We start from the raw sequence: 20,702 nt of genomic DNA, 5'->3' as shown, positions 1-20,702 counted from the left end.
GTTTTTTAACCATACCACCACAATGGCAACAGTGAAGGGATATCAGACATTATCGGATGACATCGGCCAGCGCTTCTTCCAAATCGTACCAACGAAACGCAAAACCTGCCCCCTCCAGTCGCTTGGGCAACGCGCGCTGCCCCCCGAGGACCAGCACCGAGGATTCGCCCATCAGCAGCCGCATAGCGGCTGCCGGAACGCGCAGGATCGCCGGGCGGTTTAGGGCATGACCCAGCGCATGGGCGAACTGTTCATTGCGAACCGGGTATGGCGAAACCATATTGAAGGGACCGCGCAGATCGTTATCCAGCAGCCAGATAATCCCGTTGACCATATCGTCAATATGGATCCAGGCCAGGTATTGACGCCCATTGCCGATAGGACCGCCAAGCCCCAGACGAAACGGTGGAACCATCTTTGCGAGGATCCCGCCTGTAGAGGCCAATACAACGCCAGTACGCAGCAAACATACGCGGGTTTTGTCGCTTTGCGCAGCGCTGGCGATCTGTTCCCAGCGGGCGCACAACTTATGGGTGAATTCATTATGTGGCGGTTCTTCTTCCGTCACAACGACTTCACCCAGATCGCCGTAGTATCCCGTAGCGGAACCAGAGATGAGTACGGCAGGCGGCGTGTTGCTGACTTTGATTAAATCGACCAGTTTCTGCGTAATCCCCCAGCGGCTCTGGCACAAACGCTCTTTTTGCTCAGCGCTCCAGCGTTTGTCGGCGATAGGCTCTCCGGCAAGATTGATGACAGCATCAACGCCATCGAGGTTTTGCTGCTCTTCCAGCCCTTTCCATAGCGTGACCCGGGAGTCCAGAATCTGACGAGCCTTATCAGGAGTACGTGTCACTACGGTAATCTGATGCCCCAGTTCCAGCAGGCGGGGGATCAAATGACGTCCAATCAGGCCAGTACCGCCGGTAATCAGAATCTGCATGTCGCCTCCCGGGTTACGTTTAGCGCTGCCAGCTCAATGTCATGGAAACGGAGTCGGCGTAACGCAATGCGTGAAGTTTATCGATCTCCACTTCAGCATAAGTGACCCAGTGATGTTCGCGTGCGATATCGAGCACATCTTGCGTTAATTTTTCCAACAATGAGAAGCGGTTACTCTCAACGTGCGAAATGATGCTCTTGGTGATGGTGCGATAATTCAGCGCATCGTTGATATCTTCACTGGTCCGGGCTTTGTCTGCTGGATAGTGGATGGCAATATTGATGACGATATCCTGTCGGTTCAGAATCTCTTCTTCTTTAATGCCGATAAAAGTGCGCAGACGAAGGTTTTTTATACGAATAATTGCGTCAGGTTGTGACATTGCAGGTTTCCTCCATGTATGAACCTTTTCATGATACACGAGAACCGAATCGCGTTAACTTTTCTCGCTCTGCGCTTGCTGCATCGCCCGTTCTGTTGCGGGACGAGTACGGATACGTTCGTACCAGTTATTGACCGCCGGATAGTTGTCGAGGTCGATACGCTGGCGCTGGTGGAGATTAATCCACGGCCAGCAGGCAATGTCGGCAATGCTGTAATGATCGCCACCCAGCCAGGGTGATATTTCCAGGCGTTTATTCATGACGTTGTACAGTCGCTGGGTTTCCACCTGATACCGTTCAATGGCGTAGGGGATAGTCTGCGGTGCGAAGTGGCTGAAGTGATGATTTTGTCCCAGCATTGGCCCAAGTCCGCTAACCTGCCAGAAGAGCCACTGCAGCGTGGTGTGGCGCTCGCGTAATTCGCCGCTGAGTAGCTTACCGCTCTTTTCCGCCAGGTAGAGTAAAATCTCGCCAGACTCAAACAGGCTAATGGGTTTTCCGCCATCCTCCGGGGCGCAGTCGATGATGGCCGGAATTTTATTATTCGGTGAAATCAGCAAAAAGTCAGGGCGGAACTGGCTGCCTCTGCTGATATCTACATGAATCAGACGGTATTTTAACTGCGCCTCTTCGAGAAACAGTGTGATTTTGTGCCCGTTTGGCGATGGAGTGTAGTAAAGGTCGATCATTTTCAGCGTCCGTTTTGTCATGAACCGGGTCACTACAAGTATAGAAGCTGCCGACGTGTGTGAGTTTTCATCAAGTGACAGCGAGAGAAAGACTCTATATTTTGAAAGAAAGCCAATACACTTCAGAGGACATTATGAGCAAACCTGCAATTACGCTGTGGTCAGATGCCAACTTTTTCTCCCCTTATGTACTGTCTGTTTATGTCGCTCTGCAAGAGAAAGGGCTGCCTTTTACGCTGAAAACTGTCAACCTCAATAGTGGCGAACACTTGCAACCTTCATGGCAAGGGTATGCGCTGACGCGGCGCGTACCGGTTCTTGACATTGACGGTTTTGAACTGAGTGAATCCTCGGCGATTGCCGAGTTCCTGGAAGAGCGTTTCGCTCCACCACAATGGGAGCGCATTTATCCGCACGATCTACAAAAACGGGCTCGCGCCCGCCAGGTTCAGGCCTGGCTCCGTAGCGATCTGATGCCTATCCGGGAAGAGCGTTCGACGGATGTGGTTTTTGCTGGCGTGAAGAAAGGTCCGTTGACGGAAGCAGGAAGGGCCAGTGCGGAAAAATTGTTTGCCACGGCGGGCAGTTTACTGGCGCACGGTAAGCAGAATTTGTTTGGTGAATGGTGTATCGCAGACAGCGATTTAGCGCTAATGCTTAATCGACTGGTTCTGAATGGCGATGATGTACCAGAACAGCTCGCAGAGTATGCCACCTTCCAGTGGCAACGCGCTTCGGTACAACGTTTTATCGCGCTTTCAGCGAAGCGTTCCTGCTGAAAGTAGGGACGTAATCCAGTATCATTGAAAGGTATTTTTCAACGAGGGGTGAGTGATGAAACTGATGTTCGCATCGGACATTCATGGTTCGTTGCCGGCTACGGAATGCGTACTTGAACGGTTTGCCCAAAGCGGTGCGCAATGGCTGGTGATACTGGGCGATGTATTGAACCATGGGCCGCGTAATGCGCTGCCAGAGGGCTACGCGCCAGCGCAGGTCGCCGAGCGTTTGAATGAGCAGGCGTCGCGGATAATTGCGGTACGTGGTAATTGCGACAGCGAAGTGGATCAGATGCTTCTGCATTTTCCAATAACCGCGCCGTGGCAGCAAATTCTGACTGACAGCCAGCGACTCTTTCTGACGCACGGACATCTTTTTGGTCCGGATAACTTACCACCGCTCAACGCCGGCGATGTGCTGGTTTATGGACATACGCATCTGCCGGTGGCAGAGCGACGTGGGGATATCTACCAGTTTAACCCCGGTTCGGTAAGCATCCCGAAAGGGGGATTTACGGCAAGCTACGGGATTCTGGATGATAATGTTCTCAGCGTGATGGCACTCAATGATCAAAGTATTATTGCGCAGGTCGAGATTAATCCGTAAGTTACCCCACAAACGTAAACGCGCCGTAAGAGCGCTAGAAAAAAGAAGGTTTCCTGATGGTGGAACAGCGTCGTTTGGCAAGTACTGAATGGGTGGATATTGTGAATGAAGACAATGAAGTCATCGCACAATCCAGCCGGGAACAAATGCGGGCACAATGCTTGCGCCACCGTGCAACGTATATCGTTGTACACGATGGTATGGGTAAAATTCTGGTTCAGCGTCGCACTGAGACAAAGGACTTTATGCCCGGTATGCTGGATGCTACCGCGGGGGGGGTTGTTCAGGCTGATGAGCAGCTTCTGGACTCCGCGCGTCGTGAAGCTGAAGAAGAATTGGGCATTGCCGGTGTCCCGTTTGCCGAGCACGGTCAGTTTTATTTTGAAGACCAGAACTGTCGCGTCTGGGGCGGGCTGTTTAGCTGCGTTTCTCACGGACCGTTTGCGCTGCAGGAAGAAGAAATTAGTGAAGTGTGCTGGCTGACGCCGGAAGAAATTACCGCGCGCTGTGATGAATTTACACCGGACTCACTGAAGGCACTGGCGCTGTGGATGACCCGCAACGCCAAGAATGAAAGTGCGAAAGCCGAAAAACACGAAGAAGCTGAGTAAATTCAGCACCGCCGATCCTGGATGACGGGATCGGGCGTCGTTGTAGGCCGGATAAGCCGCTGATGCGCATTATCCGGCCTTGTTGTTTAATGGTAGCCCATTATCTGCGCGCCAATCACCACCACGCTGGACATAATAAACAGCAGTCCCAACAGCGTGGCGCCTACCTTCAGCCAGTTACGAAAATCCACCCGACAAACGCCTAACGTTGCCATCAGTGATGCCGACGTAGGATAGATAATATGACTGAATCCGTCACCAAACTGGAATGCCAGAACGGTGACCTGACGGTTGACGCCAACCAGATCGCCCAACGGTGCCAGCAGCGGCATGGTCAACGCAGCCTGACCGGAGCCGGAGGTAACGAAGAAATTAAATACCGCCTGGAACAGCAGCATAAACCACGCCGCAATGGCGTTATCCAGACCGCTAATGCCGTTGGCGATGCTGTGCAGCAGGGTATTCAGTACGCTGGCATCGCCCGCTTCACCATTGCCTACCAGCAGCAATATCCCCTTGGCAAAACCCACTAGCAGGGCAGGGGCAATCATCATACGCGCACCCTCAGTAAATGAGGACGCCATGATGTTAACCGTCATGCCGTTGAGCCGAAAGACGACGCCGATAATGCCAATCACCAGGCCCATAGTGAAGAACTGGCTGGCAATCTCCGGGATAAACCACGCGTGGACGATAACGCCCCAAATGACCCACACGATCACGCCCGTCAGCACCATCAGTACCAGCCAGTCGCCGAGCGTGAAGCGGCGCTCAATGACCTCATCCTGCTGTTCGCGGAAGAAGCGGTCTGATTCATGCACGCGTGACAGCAGCGGATTCTTTTTGATGCGCGCCGCGTAGGCCAGCGTGAATGTCAGGCCGATCATCGTCGCCACAACCCACACCACGATGCGCAGACCCGAACCCGAGAGCACAGGGACACCGGCAATACCCTGTGCGACAACCACACAGAATGGGTTCATCCACGAACTGGCAAAGCCAATTTGGGTGGCAATGTAGGTCACCAGCACGGTGGTGATACTGTCGTAACCTAAGCGTACCATCAGCGGCGCGATGATAATGGCAAAGGCGACAGCCTCTTCCCCCATGCCAAATACCGCGCCACCCAATGAGAAGAGAATAAACAGCACCGGGATAAACAAGACCTCGTTACCCCGGGTATGGCGGATGAGCGCCAGGATGCCGTTATCAATGGTTCCGGTGCGCATCACGATGCCAAACGCGCCGCCAATCACCAGCATAAACATAATGATGCCAACGGCAGTACCGAATTTAGAGCCGGAGGTTAACCCTTCAAACGGGAAGTTCATCAGACCAGGACTTTCGTCACCGGTGGTAAAGAACTTAACCGGGTGATACTGCTCTTCACCGGCTTCATTGGTCAGAATACGGAATGAGTGGGGATCAACAACCTTGCGGGTCTTGGTTTGCCCATCAACCTGATACTGCACTTCCTGACTGTCGAACATCCCGACGGGAACAACCCAGGTCGCCAGACTGGTTAAAATGGCGACGAAAAAAATTATCACCAGCGTGTCGGGCATCGCCCACTTTTTGGCTGGCCGTGTTTCTGTTACTGCTGACATGAAAGACTATCCCTGTTGCAATGCAAAAGAGGGTAAGTATGCAAACAGGAGAATAGTTATTCATTGATGCAGCGCATCCTGGCAAATGTTTCAGATTATGCGAACGGGAAAAACAGATGTAAAAAAACCGGAAATATTAGCTATTTCCGGTTTGATAAGCAGGATGTGTTGCCGGATAAAGCATCCGGCACACGCAGCAAATTACTGCTGCTGCTGGGAAGACTGGATCGCGGTCAGAGCGATGGTGTAGACGATATCGTCTACCAGCGCGCCACGAGACAGGTCGTTCACCGGCTTGCGCATACCCTGCAGCATCGGCCCGATGGAGATCAGGTCGGCAGAACGCTGTACCGCTTTGTAGGTGGTGTTACCGGTGTTCAGATCCGGGAAGATGAACACGGTAGCGCGACCGGCAACCGGAGAGTTCGGCGCTTTGGATTTTGCTACATCAGCCATAACGGCGGCGTCATACTGCAGCGGGCCGTCGATCATCAGGTCAGGACGTTTTTCCTGTGCCAGACGAGTCGCTTCACGTACTTTCTCTACGTCGCTACCTGCACCAGAGGTACCGGTGGAGTAGGAGAGCATCGCAACGCGCGGTTCGATACCGAAAGCAGTTGCGGAATCAGCGGACTGAATCGCGATTTCTGCCAGCTGCTCTGCAGTTGGATCCGGGTTGATCGCGCAGTCGCCGTAGACGTAAACCTGATCCGGCAGCAGCATGAAGAACACGGAGGATACCAGAGAACTGCCCGGTGCAGTTTTGATCAGCTGCAGCGGTGGACGAATGGTGTTCGCTGTGGTGTGAACGGCACCAGAAACCAGTCCGTCAACGTCGTCCTGTTCCAGCATCAGGGTACCGAGAACGACGTTGTCTTCCAGCTGTTCGCGGGCAACGGTTTCGGTCATGCCTTTGTTCTTACGCAGCTCAACCAGGCGTGCAACGTAGCTTTCGCGAACCACTTCCGGGTCAACGATTTCAACGCCAGCGCCCAGCTCAACGCCCTGAGACGCCGCAACGCGGGTGATCTCATCCGGGTTACCCAACAGTACGCAGGTTGCGATACCACGTTCAGCACAGATAGCCGCCGCTTTAACGGTACGCGGTTCGTCGCCTTCTGGCAGAACAACGCGTTTGCCCGCTTTACGCGCCAGTTCGGTCAACTGGTAGCGGAACGCTGGTGGAGACAGACGACGGCTGCGCTCAGACGTTGCGGTCAGAGATTCAACCCAGTCGGCGTTGATGTAGTTAGCAACGTATTCCTGAACTTTCTCAATACGCTCGTGATCGTCAACCGGAACTTCCAGGTTGAAGCTCTGCAGGCTCAGAGAGGTCTGCCAGGTATTGGTGTTGACCATGAATACCGGCAGGCCAGTTTCGAATGCACGTTCGCACAGTTTAGTGATGCGCGCGTCCATTTCATAGCCGCCAGTCAGCAGCAGGGCGCCGATTTCCACGCCGTTCATCGCTGCCAGGCATGCAGCAACCAGCACGTCCGGACGGTCAGCGGAAGTCACCAGCAGAGAACCTGCGCGGAAGTGTTCCAGCATGTGCGGAATGCTGCGTGCGCAGAAAGTCACAGACTTCACGCGACGGGTATTGATATCGCCTTCGTTCACGATGGTGGCGTTCAGGTGACGCGCCATATCGATTGCACGGGTGGCGATCAGATCGAAGCTCCACGGCACCGCGCCCAGAACCGGCAGCGGGCTGGACTCCTGCAGTTTAGCCGGATCAACTTTGATCACTTTCGCTTTGGAAGAGTCGTCGAAAATCTCAGACAGATCCGGGCGAGTACGGCCCTGCTCATCAACCGGTGCGTTCAGTTTGTTAACGATTACGCCGGTGATGTTGGTGTTTTTCGCGCCGCCGAAGCTGCTGCGAGTCAGTTCAATACGCTCGTTCAGCTGTTCCGGGGTATCGGTACCCTGAGACATGACGAAGACGATTTCCGCGTTCAGCGTTTTCGCGATTTCGTAGTTCAGAGACTGCGCGAACTGATGTTTACGGGTTGGGACCAGGCCTTCAACCAGTACAACTTCAGCGTCTTTAGTGTTCGCGTGGTAGTTCGCGATAATCTCTTCCATCAGCACATCTTTCTGATTGCTGGACAGCAGAGATTCAACGTGGCTCATCTTCAGCGGCTCAGCGGCTGGCAGAGAAGAGTTAGCACGCACGATGCTGGTAGTCTGGTCAGGCGCATCGCCACCGGCACGAGGCTGAGCGATAGGCTTAAAGACGCTCAGACGAACGCCTTTGCGTTCCATAGCACGGATCACGCCAAGGCTGACGCTGGTCAGGCCGACGCTGGTTCCGGTAGGGATCAGCATAATAATACGGGACACGGTTTATCCTCTTTCGTTACCGTCAATTTAGACGGGTTACAAAACAGCACCGCCAGCTAGGCTGGCGGTGTGAAATCAGGCAGTCAGACGGCTCGCGTCTTGCGCGATAACCAGTTCTTCGTTGGTTGGGATAACCACCGCAGGACGGGTACCTTCTTTGTTGATGAAACCAGATTTGCCGAAACGTGCGGCCAGGTTACGTTCGTGGTCAACTTCGAAGCCCAGAACGCCCAGTTTGCCCAGAGACAGTTCACGAACCATCGCGGCGTTTTCACCAATGCCACCGGTGAAGACAACCGCATCCAGACGACCATCCATCAGCGCGGTGTAGGAACCGATGTATTTCGCCAGACGGTGGCAGTAAACGTCCATTGCACGTTTAGCGTCTTCTTTGGTGGTGTAGTTGTCTTCAACATAACGGCAGTCGCTGGTGACTTCGGTCAGACCCAGCAGGCCAGACTCTTTGGTCAGCATTTTGTTGATCTGGTCAACGCTCATGCCCAGGGTGTCGTGCAGGTGGAAGATGATCGCCGGGTCGATGTCACCGGAACGCGTACCCATCACCAGACCTTCCAGCGGGGTCAGACCCATGGAGGTATCAACACATTTACCGTTACGGATTGCAGAAACAGAACCGCCGTTGCCCAGGTGGCAAGTGATGATGTTCAGTTCATCAACCGGTTTGTTCAGCATTTTTGCCGCTTCCTGAGTCACGAAGAAGTGGCTGGTACCGTGCGCGCCGTAACGACGAATGCCATGCTCTTTGTACAGGCTGTACGGCAGGGCATAGAGGTAAGATTCTTCCGGCATAGTCTGATGGAACGCGGTGTCGAATACGGCCACGTTTTTGTCTTTCAGATTCGGGAAGGATTTCAGCGCTTCAGCGATACCGATCAGGTGTGCAGGGTTGTGCAACGGTGCAAAAGAGGCTGCATCTTTGATACCCTGAATAACGGAATCGTCGATAACTACAGAGCCGGTGTATTTTTCGCCGCCGTGAACAACACGGTGACCAATCGCAGTCAGCTGAGCAGACAGTTCTGGTTTTTGTGCCAGAATAGTATTAACGATAAAATTCAGCGCTTCACTGTGAGCGGCGCCTGCACCTAAAGCCGCTTCTTGTTTACCGCCATCCATTTTCCATTTGATACGTGCTTCTGGGAGATGGAAACATTCGGCTAAACCAGAAAGGTATTCTTCACCGTTTACTGCATCGATGATGGCAAATTTCAGTGAGGAGCTACCGCAGTTCAGAACCAGTACTAACTTACTCGACATGGAAGTACCTATTTATGATACGTGGCTAAAAAAACGTCAGGGAGTCATAGAGCGTAGCGCATGATGACACCGACGTTTATGATTAACATCATGCGCCAGGGTCTTTTTGGGCACGATGGAATAAATACCTTTGAGTCTATGTCATTTTGCGTATTTTTCAGCCAATGGCATACTATGTGTCAATTTGACGACTCAATGATTTTGGACTAAAGGCCTTACAGGCCGGCACAGGATACCTGAATGTGGGTATCAAAGACAAAATGTTTTGAACGATGTCCTTTGTAGTTGTTGTTTTGCACAAATTTTTTAATTTTTATATGTGAAGTTGAGGTAACCGCCATGTCGACACCGGATAATCGTTCCGTCAATTTTTTTAGCTTGTTCCGCCGGGGGCAGCACTACGCGAAGACGTGGCCAATGGAAAAGCGCCTCGCGCCCGTGTTTGTAGAGAACCGCGTGATCCGTATGACACGTTACGCAATCCGTTTTATGCCGCCTATCGCCGTCTTCACGTTATGCTGGCAAATTGCGTTGGGTGGTCAGTTGGGACCGGCTGTGGCAACGGCGCTATTTGCGCTGAGCCTGCCAATGCAGGGCATGTGGTGGTTGGGTAAACGTTCCGTGACACCGCTGCCGCCTTCAATTCTCAACTGGTTCTACGAAGTTCGGGGGAAATTACAAGAAGCCGGACAGGCGTTATCGCCGGTTGAAGGGAAGCCTGATTACCAGGCGCTGGCTGACACGCTTAAGCGTGCCTTCAAACAACTGGATAAAACTTTCCTCGATGATTTGTAATTGACCCCTGATTACGCATATAAAAGAAGGCACAAGATGCCTTCTTTTTTTTCATCGCAGTAGTAGTGATACAGGAGTCCCAAATGGAAATGACCAACGCTCAACGTCTGATTTTGTCGAATCAGTACAAAATGATGACTATGCTCGATCCCACTAACGCCGAGCGTTATCGTCGTTTGCAGACGATTATTGAACGCGGTTACGGTTTGCAGATGCGCGAGCTGGATCGTGAGTTTGGTGAGCTGACGGAAGAAACCTGCCGTACGATTATCGATATTATGGAGATGTATCACGCATTACATGTGTCCTGGACTAATCTTAAGGATGCACAGGCCATTGATGAACGCCGCGTGACCTTCCTCGGTTTTGACGCCGCAACGGAAGCCCGTTTCCTCGGATACGTTCGCTTTATGGTCAATGTGGAAGGTCGCTATACCCACTTTGATGCGGGTACGCATGGCTTCAACGCCCAGACCCCGATGTGGGAAAAATATCAGCGTATGTTGAACGTCTGGCACTCTTGCCCGCGCCAGTATCACCTGAGCGCGAATGAAATTAACCAAATCATTAATGCCTGAGGGGGCGAGCGTGCAGTGCAAAGGTTTTCTGTTTGATCTGGATGGAACGCTGGTCGATTCCTTACCCGCAGTAGAACGCGCGTGGTGCAACTGGGCCGATCGTTTTGGCCTCGATCACGACGAGGTGCTCGGATTTATTCATGGCAAGCAGGCCATTACCTCTCTACGACACTTTATGGTGGGCAAATCTGAGGCAGAGATCGCCGCGGAGTTTACCCGTCTGGAGCAGATCGAAGCGACGGAAACCGCTGGGATCACCGCGCTGCCTGGGGCTGTTGATTTACTCAACCATCTCAATAAAGCGGGTATTCCATGGGCGATTGTGACCTCAGGCTCTATGCCGGTCGCACGGGCGCGCCATCGTGTTGCTGGGCTTCCTGCTCCAGAAGTGTTTGTCACCGCCGAGCGGGTAAAAAGAGGGAAACCAGAGCCAGACGCGTATCTGTTAGGCGCTCAGCTTCTGGGCCTGGCGCCGCAGGAATGTGCAGTGGTGGAAGATGCGCCCGCTGGTGTGCTTTCAGGACTGGCGGCTGGGTGTCATGTGATCGCGGTCAATGCGCCTGCGGACACGCCGCGCCTGGATGAGGTCGACTTTTCGTTGACCAGTCTGGAACAGATTTCCGTGACCAAGCAACCCAACGGAAATGTGGTCGTAGTAAGAAATACCTGATCATGATTTAGCCCCAGATTGTTGGGGCTTTTTTATGGCAGAATCAGTCTATCCCTCTCATTTAACAAGGATATGTTGTGAACGGTGAATTGATATGGGTTCTCTCATTGTTGGCGATTGCCGTCGTTTTGTTTGCCACTGGCAGAGTGCGTATGGATGCAGTTGCTCTGTTGGTCATCATTGCCTTTGTTCTGAGTGGAACACTGAGCATCTCAGAGGCTTTTTCGGGTTTCAGCGATCCTAACGTTATTTTGATTGCGGCTTTATTTATCATTGGTGACGGCCTGGTGCGTACCGGGGTGGCAACGGTGATGGGGGCATGGCTGGTGAAGGTGGCCGGCAGTAGTGAAGTCAAAATGCTGGTTTTGCTGATGATCACCGTCGCCGGGCTCGGTGCCTTTATGAGTTCCACTGGCGTAGTCGCGATTTTTATTCCTGTTGTTTTAAGCGTATCTATGCGCATGCAAACCTCGCCCTCGCGTCTGATGATGCCGCTTAGCTTCGCGGGGCTTATCAGCGGCATGATGACGCTGGTGGCGACGCCGCCCAACCTGGTCGTCAACAGTGAGTTACTGCGCGAGGGACTCAACGGTTTCAGCTTTTTCAGCGTGACCCCGCTTGGGCTGGTTGTTCTGGTGCTCGGCATCATTTACATGCTGCTGATGCGTTTTATGCTCAAAGGTGAGGACTCCGGGCAACAGGGGGATGGCTGGAAACGCCGGACCTTTCGCGATCTTATCAAAGAGTATCGTCTGACGGGGCGCGCCCGCCGCCTGGCTATTCGTCCCGGCTCGCCGATGATTGGCCAGCGTCTTGACGACCTGAAGCTGCGTGAGCGCTACGGGGCGAACGTGATTGGTGTTGAGCGCTGGCGTCGCTTTCGGCGCGTGATTGTGGACGTTAATGGGGTCTCTGAGTTCCGTGCCCGTGACGTTTTGCTCATTGATATGTCCGCCGCTGATGTTGATCTGCGCGAATTCTGCAGTGAACAATTGCTGGAGCCGATGGTGCTGCGCGGCGAGTATTTTTCCGAACAGGCGCTTGATGTGGGGATGGCTGAGATTTCGTTGATCCCGGAATCAGAATTAATCGGTAAAACGGTAAGGGAAATCGCGTTTCGTACGCGTTACGGCCTGAATGTCGTCGGGGTGAAGCGTGATGGTACGGCGATGGACGGCGCGGTAGTGGATGAACCGTTGCTGATGGGCGATATCATTCTGGTCGTGGGTAACTGGAAACTTATCACATCGTTGGGTAAAAAAGGCCGCGACTTTGTGGTGTTGAACATGCCGGTCGAAGTCAGTGAAGCGTCTCCGGCGCACAGCCAGGCACCGCACGCGATTTTCTGCTTGGTTCTGATGGTTGCGTTAATGCTGACGGATGAAATACCCAATACGGTGGCCGCAATTATCGCCTGCCTGCTGATGGGGAAATTCCGGTGTATTGATGCAGAGAGCGCCTATAAGGCGATCCACTGGCCAAGCATTATCTTGATCGTCGGGATGATGCCTTTTGCGCTGGCTTTACAAAAGACCGGCGGTGTCGATCTGGTGGTAAAAGGACTCATGGACGTCGGTGGGGGATATGGCCCGTACATGATGCTGGGTTGTCTGTTTGTCCTGTGTGCGACCATTGGTTTATTTATCTCGAATACCGCAACAGCGGTGCTGATGGCACCGATTGCGCTGGCGGCGGCAAAGTCGATGGGCGTTTCGCCGTATCCTTTTGCGATGGTGATTGCGATGGCGGCTTCTGCCGCCTTTATGACACCGGTGTCTTCACCTGTTAACACGCTGGTGTTGGGGCCGGGTAACTACAGCTTTAGCGACTTCGTGAAGATTGGCGTACCGTTTACGGTGATTGTCATGGCAGTGTGCGTGGTGATGATCCCGATGCTGTTCCCGTTTTGACCGCCGCAGTAAACGCCTGATGGCGATGCGCTTATCAGGCCTACGGATATCACGCCTACCTGTAGGCCGGATAAGGCGTTAGCCGCCATCCGGCAAAATCGTTTAAAGTGGTGAATCCTGGCTGATTTCATCTAATGAAAGGTGAAAGCTTGGGACAAACATGTCCATAAAGTAGTCCATCTCTTCGCTGCGTCGTGACTCCAGCGTTTTTTCCAGACGTGTTTTCGCCAGCAGAAACTCGTTGTTACCGGCTGAGAGTTCTTCCAGGCACTTCAGATACGCGCACAGGGCATCGGCCTGTTTAACAATCGATCTTTCTTCTTCACTTAATGCATGTTCATCAATGAGCGGTGCAAAAATATCGCGCAACTCATCGGGAACCATATCGACCAGTTTTTGCTGGGCAATTTTCTCTATCGCTTTATATTCCTGAGCAATCTGCGAGTTGAAATATTTCACTGGGGTAGGGAGATCGCCGGTTAACACCTCTGACGCATCGTGATACATCGCCAGCAGGGCAATACGCTCAGCATTTACCTGACCACCAAATTTACGGTTTTTGATCGCGGCCAGCGCATGAGCAACCATGGCAACCTGCAGACTGTGTTCAGACACGTTTTCGGTGCGCACGTTGCGCATCAGCGGCCAGCGGTTAATGAGTTTCAGACGGGAGAGGTGGGCAAAAAAGTGGCTCTGCTTCATAACGACCCTTACTCAGTGACTTCAGTAACGGTATTTTGCGCAGAGAGTGCTACCGGATGCAAACCCGGTAGCACTTTGCGTGGTTACAGCTGGCGATACCCTGACAGGAAACGCTCAAATTTACTCAACGACATTTCGATATCGTCAATACGCGGCAGTGTGACGATACGGAAATGATCCGGCCACGGCCAGTTGAAAGCCGTTCCCTGAACCAGCAGGACTTTTTCCTGCAGCAGAAAGTCGAGAACCATCTTCTGGTCGTCGTGAATATTGAAGCGTTTGGCATCAATTTTCGGGAACATATACAGCGCGCCGCGTGGCTTCACGCAGGAGACGCCCGGAATATCATTAAGTAATTCCCAGGCCCGGTTGCGCTGTTCATACAAACGTCCGCCTGGCATGATAAATTCGCTGATGCTCTGGTATCCACCCAGCGCGGTTTGAATGGCGTGTTGCGCTGGAACGTTGGCGCATAAACGCATGGAGGCCAACATTTCAAGACCTTCAATATACCCTTTGGCATGTTTCTTCGGTCCGTTCAGTACCATCCAACCCTGGCGGAACCCCGCAACACGATAAGTTTTTGACAGGCCATTGAAGGTAATAGTCAGCAGATCCGGGGCCATTGCCGCAATTGAGTGATGCTCGGCATCATCATAGAGAATTTTGTCATAAATCTCGTCAGCAAAGATAATGAGGTTGTTCTGGCGAGCAATCTCAACAATCTCCATCAGCAGCTCTTTAGAGTAAACGGCGCCGGTAGGGTTGTTTGGGTTAATGATGACGATCCCACGTGTGCGCGGGGTGATTTTTGCCCGAATATCATCAAGGTCCGGGAACCAGTCTGACGATTCATCACACAGGTAGTGCACGGCATTACCGCCAGAGAGCGATACTGCCGCTGTCCACAGCGGGTAATCAGGTGCAGGAACCAGCATTTCGTCCCCACTGTTCAGCAACGCCTGCATCGCCTGAACGATTAATTCAGAAACGCCGTTACCGATATAAATGTCCTCCACGGTAACATCGCGCATCCCGCGGGCCTGGTAATGCTGCATGATCGCTTTGCGGGCTGAATAAAGACCTTTTGAATCGCAATACCCTTGTGCGGTAGGCAAATTGCGGATCACATCGACCAGAATTTCATCTGGTGCTTCAAACCCGAATGGCGCAGGGTTGCCGATGTTGAGTTTCAGAACTTTATTGCCTTCTTCTTCCAGGCGCTTTGCTTCCTTCAGAACCGGGCCACGAATGTCATAACAGACATTTTCTAATTTGCTGGATTTTTCAATGGGGGACATGAATCTTGACCTTTTTAGCTGTGAATGCCACTCCCTGCCGTGGAAGTCAGCACAGAACAATGTACTCCCCCGACGGTGAGTTTTGAAGGGTCTTTAGTAGAAGATTTCGAAAGTTGCGATGTTATAATTAACTGTTAATAACTAAATAATGAAATTAATATGGAATTATAATCTTGATATTTTTGATTTTGTGGTTATATGTTTCGAGGTGGCGGCTCGGGGATGGTGATTTGTTTTGGTAAAAATAGTGAGATGTGCAAAACGGGGCGCGGTCGGGAGTATCTGCTGTATTGCGCAATTCGAAAATACTGAGGTTTGAGCCTGACAAACTGTTATCGGCCTGATCTGACAACGACGCGGTGTGAATCTATTGTTAAGTATAATTAATGAATGGTGGCATTCTTAATTAATTATTATTTAATATTTAAACAGTATTTATTGAACGCGTTAATAATACGAAAACTGCCAGTCTGAGTTATCACCTTTTTGCTTCGATTAATTCGCGATAACACTTATAAATATAGTGGTTTTAGGTTAAGATAAGTCCCATGAAATGGTACGCAACTTGTGTTTTGCGATAATTCTAATGTTAGTTAAGAGTTTCTAACATACTGAAAAGTTAGTTTTTAATGTGTAAATTAGTGTTCGTTAACTATTTTTCAAATTTACAAAATTTACATGTTTTCCATTAGTCAGAATCATCCAACAGCTAAAAAAATGACTCTTTCTCGTTGCTATATTCCGATGAGTGTCACGGGTATTATATAGCGCTGAAAGGGAATTGTTTCGTTTGTTAAAGCAAATACATCCTTATTTTCACCTGGTTACACCTGGTGAAACTGCGAGGGAGGCCCATTACAAATGGAGTTGTTTGTTTCTGAATGCACAGCATTAACCCGGTATGACCCGCGAGTAAGTGAAAAATTATGATAAATGCAAATCGTCCGATAATTAACCTCGATCTCGATCTGCTGAGAACCTTCGTTGCCGTTGCCGATCTGAATACCTTCGCGGCTGCGGCAGCTGCGGTATGTCGCACTCAGTCTGCGGTGAGTCAGCAAATGCAACGTCTCGAACAACTTGTGGGGAAAGAGTTGTTCGCGCGCCATGGACGTAACAAACTACTGACCGAGCATGGGATTCAGTTGCTGGGTTACGCCAGAAAAATATTGCGTTTTAATGATGAGGCATGCTCATCATTGATGTTTAACAATCTTCAGGGAGTGTTAACTATTGGCGCTTCTGATGAGTCAGCGGATACTATCCTTCCTTTTCTGCTGAACCGGATAAGTTCGGTTTATCCGAAGCTTGCGCTGGATGTCAGAGTGAAACGCAACGCTTACATGGTGGATATGCTGAAGTCACAAGACGTTGATCTGGTGGTGACAACCAACCGGCCAGGCGATTTTGAGTGTTTGAATCTGCGTACCTCACCTACTCACTGGTATTGTGCGGCCGAATATATTTTACAAAAAGGTGAGCCAGTGCCGCTGGTGCTGCTGGATGATCCGAGTCCGTTCCGCGATATGGTACTGGCAACGCTGAACGCTGCACAGATCCCGTGGCGTCTGGCCTATGTTGCTTCAACATTAGCGGCTGTTCGTGCGGCAGTGAAGGCGGGGTTGGGCGTGACTGCCCGTCCTGTAGAAATGATGAGCCCGGATTTACGCGTACTGGGCGCGGCGGACGGATTGCCACCGTTGCCGGAAACGGAGTACTTGCTGTGCTGCGACCCTGCATCACAAAATGAGCTGGCTCAGGTGATTTTTAAGTCGATGCAGACCTATCAAAATCCCTGGCAATACAACCAGTTTACCCCTGAAGGGGGAGACGATTCGCTGATTGTCGAAGGCGACTTTGAGTGATGTACCATAAATAATCGTTATAAAATGTAAGTGCAAAAAAGAGTCGCTGGTGATGAAAAAACATCCAGCGGCTCTTTTTTTATGCAAATAATGGTCGGAGATGGCATTTTGTATACCAAAACTTAACAAAATCAGTAGGTAAAAAAATCACCTACAAATAGTGCAAAAAACAATCACTCGAGGCGCTATTCATTTTCATGTTAAAAAACTAGAGAAATTGTTGCTGTTTTTTATGGTGAATTAACAAAAGCGTGTCACAGATCAAGAAAATACTCCCATTTAGGGGGAGGCATCTGTGTGAATTCCTGTCAAAATAGACGGGTATCATTTTTTTACTTCACTACGGACACGATTCAACAACATTAAAAATGACCGATGACGCGATCGAAATGGGTCTAAATAGCACTTTATGTTAATGGTGTTGGAGTTGTGTAAAATAATGTGAGGAAACTTTTGTTAAAGTTGACAAAAGGTTATAGAAAGGAGTAAAAAACCCCATCAATTAGCTGTCTAAAATGATTTTTCACAGTGATTGTAAGGTTTTTTTTATTCCTCCCCATGAATCGATGTGGCGTTCATCTGCCGAAAAGAGCAGAGAATTTGGCGCTACTTTTGATGAGTAAGCAATGAGTATGTCAACATCCACTGAAGTCATCGCTCATCACTGGGCATTCGCTATCTTTCTTATTGTCGCCATTGGCCTGTGCTGCCTGATGCTCGTCGGCGGCTGGTTTTTAGGTGGTCGCGCACGCGCGAGATCTAAAAACGTGCCGTTTGAATCAGGTATCGACTCGGTCGGCACCGCCCGCTTGCGCCTGTCTGCCAAGTTTTATCTGGTAGCCATGTTCTTCGTTATCTTCGACGTTGAAGCGCTGTATCTGTTCGCATGGTCAACCTCTATCCGTGAAAGCGGTTGGATTGGCTTTGTGGAAGCTGCAATTTTTATTTTTGTGTTACTGGCAGGTCTGGTTTATCTGGTGCGTATTGGCGCGCTGGACTGGACGCCCGCGCGTTCACGCCGCGAGCGTATGAACCCGGAAACGAACAGTATCGCTAATCGTCAACGCTAACCGCGAGGCATTAAGATGGATTATACGCTCACCCGCATAGATCCTAACGGTGAGAACGACCGTTACCCCCTGCAAAAACAGGAGATCGTAACCGACCCCCTGGAGCAGGAAGTTAACAAAAACGTGTTCATGGGCAAGCTGCATGACATGGTTAACTGGGGCCGTAAAAACTCAATTTGGCCATATAACTTTGGCCTTTCCTGCTGCTACGTAGAGATGGTGACCTCGTTTACCGCCGTGCATGACGTGGCCCGTTTTGGTGCAGAAGTATTGCGTGCATCGCCGCGTCAGGCTGACCTGATGGTTGTAGCCGGAACCTGCTTTACCAAAATGGCCCCGGTTATTCAGCGCCTCTACGATCAGATGCTGGAACCGAAATGGGTTATTTCCATGGGCGCCTGCGCCAACTCCGGCGGTATGTACGATATCTACTCGGTAGTGCAGGGCGTTGATAAATTTATTCCGGTCGATGTGTACATCCCGGGATGCCCGCCGCGTCCGGAAGCGTACATGCAGGCACTGATGCTGCTGCAAGATTCCATTGGCAAAGAACGCCGTCCGCTCTCCTGGGTGGTTGGCGATCAGGGCGTTTATCGCGCCAATATGCAGTCAGAACGCGAGCGTAAACGCGGCGAACGTATTGCTGTAACGAATCTTCGTACACCAGACGAGATTTAATTTGCGCCTGTCGGCAGCAGCACTTCCTTCGCTTACCACTACATAAATAGCGCGAAGCACTGCCGACCACCACGGACCATTTGCAATGGTGAACAATATGACCGACTTAACCGCGCAAGACGCCGTATGGCAAACACGGGATCACCTTGATGACCCGGTCATTGGCGAACTGCGCAACCGTTTTGGGCCGGATGCCTTTACCGTTCAGGCGACTCGCACCGGGGTACCCGTTGTCTGGGTCAAGCGTGAACAGTTACTCGAAGTTGGCGATTTCTTAAAGAGACTGCCGAAACCTTACGTCATGCTGTTTGACTTACACGGCATGGACGAACGTCTGCGTACGCACCGCGAAGGGTTACCCGCCGCGGATTTTTCCGTTTTCTATCACCTGATCTCCATTGAACGCAATCGCGATATCATGCTCAAGGTGGCTTTGTCTGAAAACGATCTGCGCGTACCGACTTTCACCAAACTGTTCCCGAACGCCAACTGGTATGAGCGTGAAACCTGGGAAATGTTTGGCATCGACATCGAAGGTCACCCGCACCTGACGCGTCTGCTGATGCCGCATACCTGGGAAGGCCATCCGCTGCGTAAAGACTACCCGGCGCGTGCGACCGAATTTGATCCGTTTGAGCTGACTAAAGCCAAACAGGATCTGGAAATGGAAGCGCTGACCTTCAAACCTGAAGACTGGGGCATGAAGCGTAGCACCGAAAACGAGGACTTTATGTTCCTCAACCTCGGTCCTAACCACCCGTCTTCCCATGGTGCGTTCCGTATTGTCCTGCAGCTTGATGGCGAAGAAATCGTCGACTGCGTACCTGACATCGGCTACCACCACCGTGGCGCTGAAAAGATGGGCGAACGTCAGTCCTGGCACAGCTATATTCCGTACACTGACCGTATCGAGTACCTCGGCGGCTGCGTGAACGAAATGCCGTACGTGCTGGCAGTCGAAAAGCTGGCGGGTATTACCGTACCGGATCGCGTCAACGTGATTCGCGTCATGCTGTCTGAACTGTTCCGTATCAACAGCCACCTGCTGTACATCTCCACGTTCATTCAGGACGTCGGCGCGATGACTCCGGTATTTTTCGCCTTTACCGACCGTCAGAAAATCTACGACGTCGTGGAAGCGATCACCGGTTTCCGTATGCACCCGGCCTGGTTCCGTATCGGCGGTGTGGCACACGATCTGCCGCGCGGTTGGGACAAACTGCTGCGTGATTTCCTCGACTGGATGCCAAAACGTCTGGATTCTTACGAGAAAGCCGCACTGCGTAACACCATCCTGAAAGGCCGTTCGCAGGGCGTTGCCGCTTACGGCAAGAAAGAAGCGCTGGACTGGGGCTGTACCGGTGCTGCGCTGCGTGCGACCGGTATTGATTTCGACGTGCGTAAAGCGCGTCCGTACTCTGGCTACGAAAACTTTGACTTTGAAGTCCCGATTGGCGGCGGTGTGTCCGACTGCTATACCCGCGTGATGCTGAAAGTTGAAGAGCTGCGCCAGAGTCTGCGCATCCTTGAGCAGTGCCTCAATAACATGCCGGAAGGCCCGTTCAAAGCGGATCACCCGCTGACGACGCCGCCGCCGAAAGAGCGCACGCTGCAACATATCGAAACCCTGATTACCCACTTCCTGCAGGTTTCGTGGGGACCGGTTATGCCGGCAAACGAGTCCTTCCAGATGGTGGAAGCGACCAAGGGTATCAACAGTTACTACCTGACCAGCGATGGCAGCACCATGAGTTATCGTACCCGTATCCGTACCCCGAGCTATGCGCACCTGCAGCAGATCCCGGTAGCGGTACGTGGCAGCCTGGTGTCCGACCTGATCGTCCATCTGGGTAGTATCGATTTTGTTATGTCAGATGTGGACCGCTAATT

19 protein-coding genes are annotated in these 20,702 nt (G+C 51.6%); 11 read left to right on the top strand and 8 right to left on the bottom strand.

What is annotated here, in order from left to right; all coding sequences use genetic code 11:
- Positions 1 to 49 precede the first annotated feature (49 nt).
- Genes AL515_RS16765 through yfcG form a run of 3 tightly spaced genes read right to left on the bottom strand, consistent with a single transcriptional unit; the run spans position 50 to position 2,015 of the window.
- The gene (locus AL515_RS16765) at positions 50 to 943 is read right to left on the bottom strand and encodes a TIGR01777 family oxidoreductase (RefSeq protein ID WP_105242182.1); all 894 of its coding nucleotides are present in this window, start codon (positions 941 to 943) and stop codon (positions 50 to 52) included.
- Positions 944 to 962: 19 nt separating this feature from the next.
- Positions 963 to 1,325 (bottom strand): dihydroneopterin triphosphate 2'-epimerase, encoded by a 363-nt coding sequence (folX, locus tag AL515_RS16760; protein ID WP_005129505.1) that lies wholly within the window; start codon positions 1,323 to 1,325, stop codon positions 963 to 965.
- Between the two features lie 54 nt (positions 1,326 to 1,379).
- Positions 1,380 to 2,015: a GSH-dependent disulfide bond oxidoreductase gene (gene yfcG / locus AL515_RS16755; protein ID WP_048211061.1), complete on the bottom strand. Its 636-nt coding sequence runs from the start codon at positions 2,013 to 2,015 to the stop codon at positions 1,380 to 1,382.
- A gap of 134 nt (positions 2,016 to 2,149) precedes the next feature.
- Between yfcG and yfcF the strand changes: the two genes are divergently transcribed.
- From yfcF to yfcD, 3 genes are read left to right on the top strand one after another with little or no spacing between them, the layout of a single operon-like run.
- Positions 2,150 to 2,794, top strand: a complete 645-nt coding sequence (yfcF, locus tag AL515_RS16750) for a glutathione transferase (protein ID WP_048211062.1) — start codon at positions 2,150 to 2,152, stop codon at positions 2,792 to 2,794.
- A 55-nt stretch (positions 2,795 to 2,849) separates the two neighbouring features.
- Complete coding sequence (yfcE, locus tag AL515_RS16745) at positions 2,850 to 3,401, top strand: phosphodiesterase (RefSeq protein ID WP_048211063.1); 552 nt, start codon at positions 2,850 to 2,852, stop codon at positions 3,399 to 3,401.
- Positions 3,402 to 3,457: 56 nt separating this feature from the next.
- Positions 3,458 to 4,012: an NUDIX hydrolase YfcD gene (yfcD, locus tag AL515_RS16740; RefSeq protein WP_048211064.1), complete on the top strand. Its 555-nt coding sequence runs from the start codon at positions 3,458 to 3,460 to the stop codon at positions 4,010 to 4,012.
- Positions 4,013 to 4,098: 86 nt separating this feature from the next.
- Here yfcD and yfcC read toward each other — a convergent pair whose 3' ends face one another.
- The 3 genes from yfcC to ackA all read right to left on the bottom strand — a co-directional run bounded on the left by yfcC (position 4,099) and on the right by ackA (position 9,243).
- On the bottom strand, positions 4,099 to 5,619 hold the full coding sequence (yfcC, locus tag AL515_RS16735) for a putative basic amino acid antiporter YfcC (protein ID WP_048211065.1): 1,521 nt from the start codon (positions 5,617 to 5,619) through the stop codon (positions 4,099 to 4,101).
- A 201-nt stretch (positions 5,620 to 5,820) separates the two neighbouring features.
- Complete coding sequence (pta, locus tag AL515_RS16730; protein ID WP_061068224.1) at positions 5,821 to 7,965, bottom strand: phosphate acetyltransferase; 2,145 nt, start codon at positions 7,963 to 7,965, stop codon at positions 5,821 to 5,823.
- Positions 7,966 to 8,040: 75 nt separating this feature from the next.
- Positions 8,041 to 9,243 (bottom strand): acetate kinase, encoded by a 1,203-nt coding sequence (gene ackA / locus AL515_RS16725; protein WP_061068223.1) that lies wholly within the window; start codon positions 9,241 to 9,243, stop codon positions 8,041 to 8,043.
- 339 nt (positions 9,244 to 9,582) lie between these two features.
- Here ackA and yfbV point away from each other — a divergent pair, with 339 nt between their 5' ends.
- From yfbV to AL515_RS16705, 4 genes are all read left to right on the top strand, one after another.
- Positions 9,583 to 10,038 (top strand): terminus macrodomain insulation protein YfbV, encoded by a 456-nt coding sequence (gene yfbV, locus AL515_RS16720; protein ID WP_003028087.1) that lies wholly within the window; start codon positions 9,583 to 9,585, stop codon positions 10,036 to 10,038.
- Between the two features lie 83 nt (positions 10,039 to 10,121).
- Entirely contained in the window at positions 10,122 to 10,616 is a 495-nt protein-coding gene (locus tag AL515_RS16715; protein ID WP_003028086.1) for a YfbU family protein, read from the top strand.
- A complete protein-coding gene (locus AL515_RS16710; protein WP_105242181.1) occupies positions 10,609 to 11,286 on the top strand; it encodes a sugar phosphatase in 678 nt (225 codons plus the stop codon). The genes AL515_RS16715 and AL515_RS16710 overlap by 8 nt, the downstream gene beginning before the upstream one ends.
- A gap of 77 nt (positions 11,287 to 11,363) precedes the next feature.
- On the top strand, positions 11,364 to 13,196 hold the full coding sequence (locus AL515_RS16705; protein ID WP_048211069.1) for an SLC13 family permease: 1,833 nt from the start codon (positions 11,364 to 11,366) through the stop codon (positions 13,194 to 13,196).
- Between the two features lie 102 nt (positions 13,197 to 13,298).
- On the opposite strand, the gene yfbR is transcribed toward AL515_RS16705, so the two are convergent.
- The gene (gene yfbR / locus AL515_RS16700) at positions 13,299 to 13,898 is read right to left on the bottom strand and encodes a 5'-deoxynucleotidase (protein WP_061068221.1); all 600 of its coding nucleotides are present in this window, start codon (positions 13,896 to 13,898) and stop codon (positions 13,299 to 13,301) included.
- Positions 13,899 to 13,981: 83 nt separating this feature from the next.
- Entirely contained in the window at positions 13,982 to 15,199 is a 1,218-nt protein-coding gene (alaA, locus tag AL515_RS16695; RefSeq protein ID WP_003028082.1) for an alanine transaminase AlaA, read from the bottom strand.
- Positions 15,200 to 16,125: 926 nt separating this feature from the next.
- On the opposite strand from alaA, the gene lrhA reads away from it, so the two are divergent.
- From lrhA to nuoC, 4 genes are all read left to right on the top strand, one after another.
- Positions 16,126 to 17,064, top strand: coding sequence for a transcriptional regulator LrhA (lrhA, locus tag AL515_RS16690; RefSeq protein ID WP_005129482.1), 939 nt, complete (start codon positions 16,126 to 16,128; stop codon positions 17,062 to 17,064).
- Between the two features lie 626 nt (positions 17,065 to 17,690).
- The gene (nuoA, locus tag AL515_RS16685; protein WP_040230134.1) at positions 17,691 to 18,134 is read left to right on the top strand and encodes an NADH-quinone oxidoreductase subunit NuoA; all 444 of its coding nucleotides are present in this window, start codon (positions 17,691 to 17,693) and stop codon (positions 18,132 to 18,134) included.
- A gap of 15 nt (positions 18,135 to 18,149) precedes the next feature.
- On the top strand, positions 18,150 to 18,812 hold the full coding sequence (gene nuoB, locus AL515_RS16680) for an NADH-quinone oxidoreductase subunit NuoB (protein WP_003028075.1): 663 nt from the start codon (positions 18,150 to 18,152) through the stop codon (positions 18,810 to 18,812).
- Positions 18,813 to 18,897: 85 nt separating this feature from the next.
- Positions 18,898 to 20,700: an NADH-quinone oxidoreductase subunit C/D gene (gene nuoC / locus AL515_RS16675; RefSeq protein WP_082759586.1), complete on the top strand. Its 1,803-nt coding sequence runs from the start codon at positions 18,898 to 18,900 to the stop codon at positions 20,698 to 20,700.
- Positions 20,701 to 20,702 lie beyond the last annotated feature (2 nt).

This window comes from Citrobacter sp. FDAARGOS_156 (genome assembly GCF_001559235.2).
Taxonomy (GTDB): Bacteria; Pseudomonadota; Gammaproteobacteria; order Enterobacterales; family Enterobacteriaceae; genus Citrobacter; species Citrobacter youngae.
This window is presented reverse-complemented; position numbering and strand designations above follow the sequence as displayed.

Excerpts from the sequence above, each read along its gene's own strand:
- AL515_RS16765 (WP_105242182.1), bottom strand. The coding sequence starts at position 943 with ATGCAGATTCTGATTACCGGCGGTACTGGCCTGATTGGACGTCATTTG.
- folX (WP_005129505.1), bottom strand. The coding sequence starts at position 1,325 with ATGTCACAACCTGACGCAATTATTCGTATAAAAAACCTTCGTCTGCGC.
- yfcG (WP_048211061.1), bottom strand. The coding sequence starts at position 2,015 with ATGATCGACCTTTACTACACTCCATCGCCAAACGGGCACAAAATCACA.
- yfcF (WP_048211062.1), top strand. The coding sequence starts at position 2,150 with ATGAGCAAACCTGCAATTACGCTGTGGTCAGATGCCAACTTTTTCTCC.
- yfcE (WP_048211063.1), top strand. The coding sequence starts at position 2,850 with ATGAAACTGATGTTCGCATCGGACATTCATGGTTCGTTGCCGGCTACG.
- yfcD (WP_048211064.1), top strand. The coding sequence starts at position 3,458 with ATGGTGGAACAGCGTCGTTTGGCAAGTACTGAATGGGTGGATATTGTG.
- yfcC (WP_048211065.1), bottom strand. The coding sequence starts at position 5,619 with ATGTCAGCAGTAACAGAAACACGGCCAGCCAAAAAGTGGGCGATGCCC.
- ackA (WP_061068223.1), bottom strand. The coding sequence starts at position 9,243 with ATGTCGAGTAAGTTAGTACTGGTTCTGAACTGCGGTAGCTCCTCACTG.
- yfbV (WP_003028087.1), top strand. The coding sequence starts at position 9,583 with ATGTCGACACCGGATAATCGTTCCGTCAATTTTTTTAGCTTGTTCCGC.
- AL515_RS16715 (WP_003028086.1), top strand. The coding sequence starts at position 10,122 with ATGGAAATGACCAACGCTCAACGTCTGATTTTGTCGAATCAGTACAAA.
- AL515_RS16710 (WP_105242181.1), top strand. The coding sequence starts at position 10,609 with ATGCCTGAGGGGGCGAGCGTGCAGTGCAAAGGTTTTCTGTTTGATCTG.
- yfbR (WP_061068221.1), bottom strand. The coding sequence starts at position 13,898 with ATGAAGCAGAGCCACTTTTTTGCCCACCTCTCCCGTCTGAAACTCATT.
- alaA (WP_003028082.1), bottom strand. The coding sequence starts at position 15,199 with ATGTCCCCCATTGAAAAATCCAGCAAATTAGAAAATGTCTGTTATGAC.
- lrhA (WP_005129482.1), top strand. The coding sequence starts at position 16,126 with ATGATAAATGCAAATCGTCCGATAATTAACCTCGATCTCGATCTGCTG.
- nuoA (WP_040230134.1), top strand. The coding sequence starts at position 17,691 with ATGAGTATGTCAACATCCACTGAAGTCATCGCTCATCACTGGGCATTC.
- nuoB (WP_003028075.1), top strand. The coding sequence starts at position 18,150 with ATGGATTATACGCTCACCCGCATAGATCCTAACGGTGAGAACGACCGT.
- nuoC (WP_082759586.1), top strand. The coding sequence starts at position 18,898 with ATGGTGAACAATATGACCGACTTAACCGCGCAAGACGCCGTATGGCAA.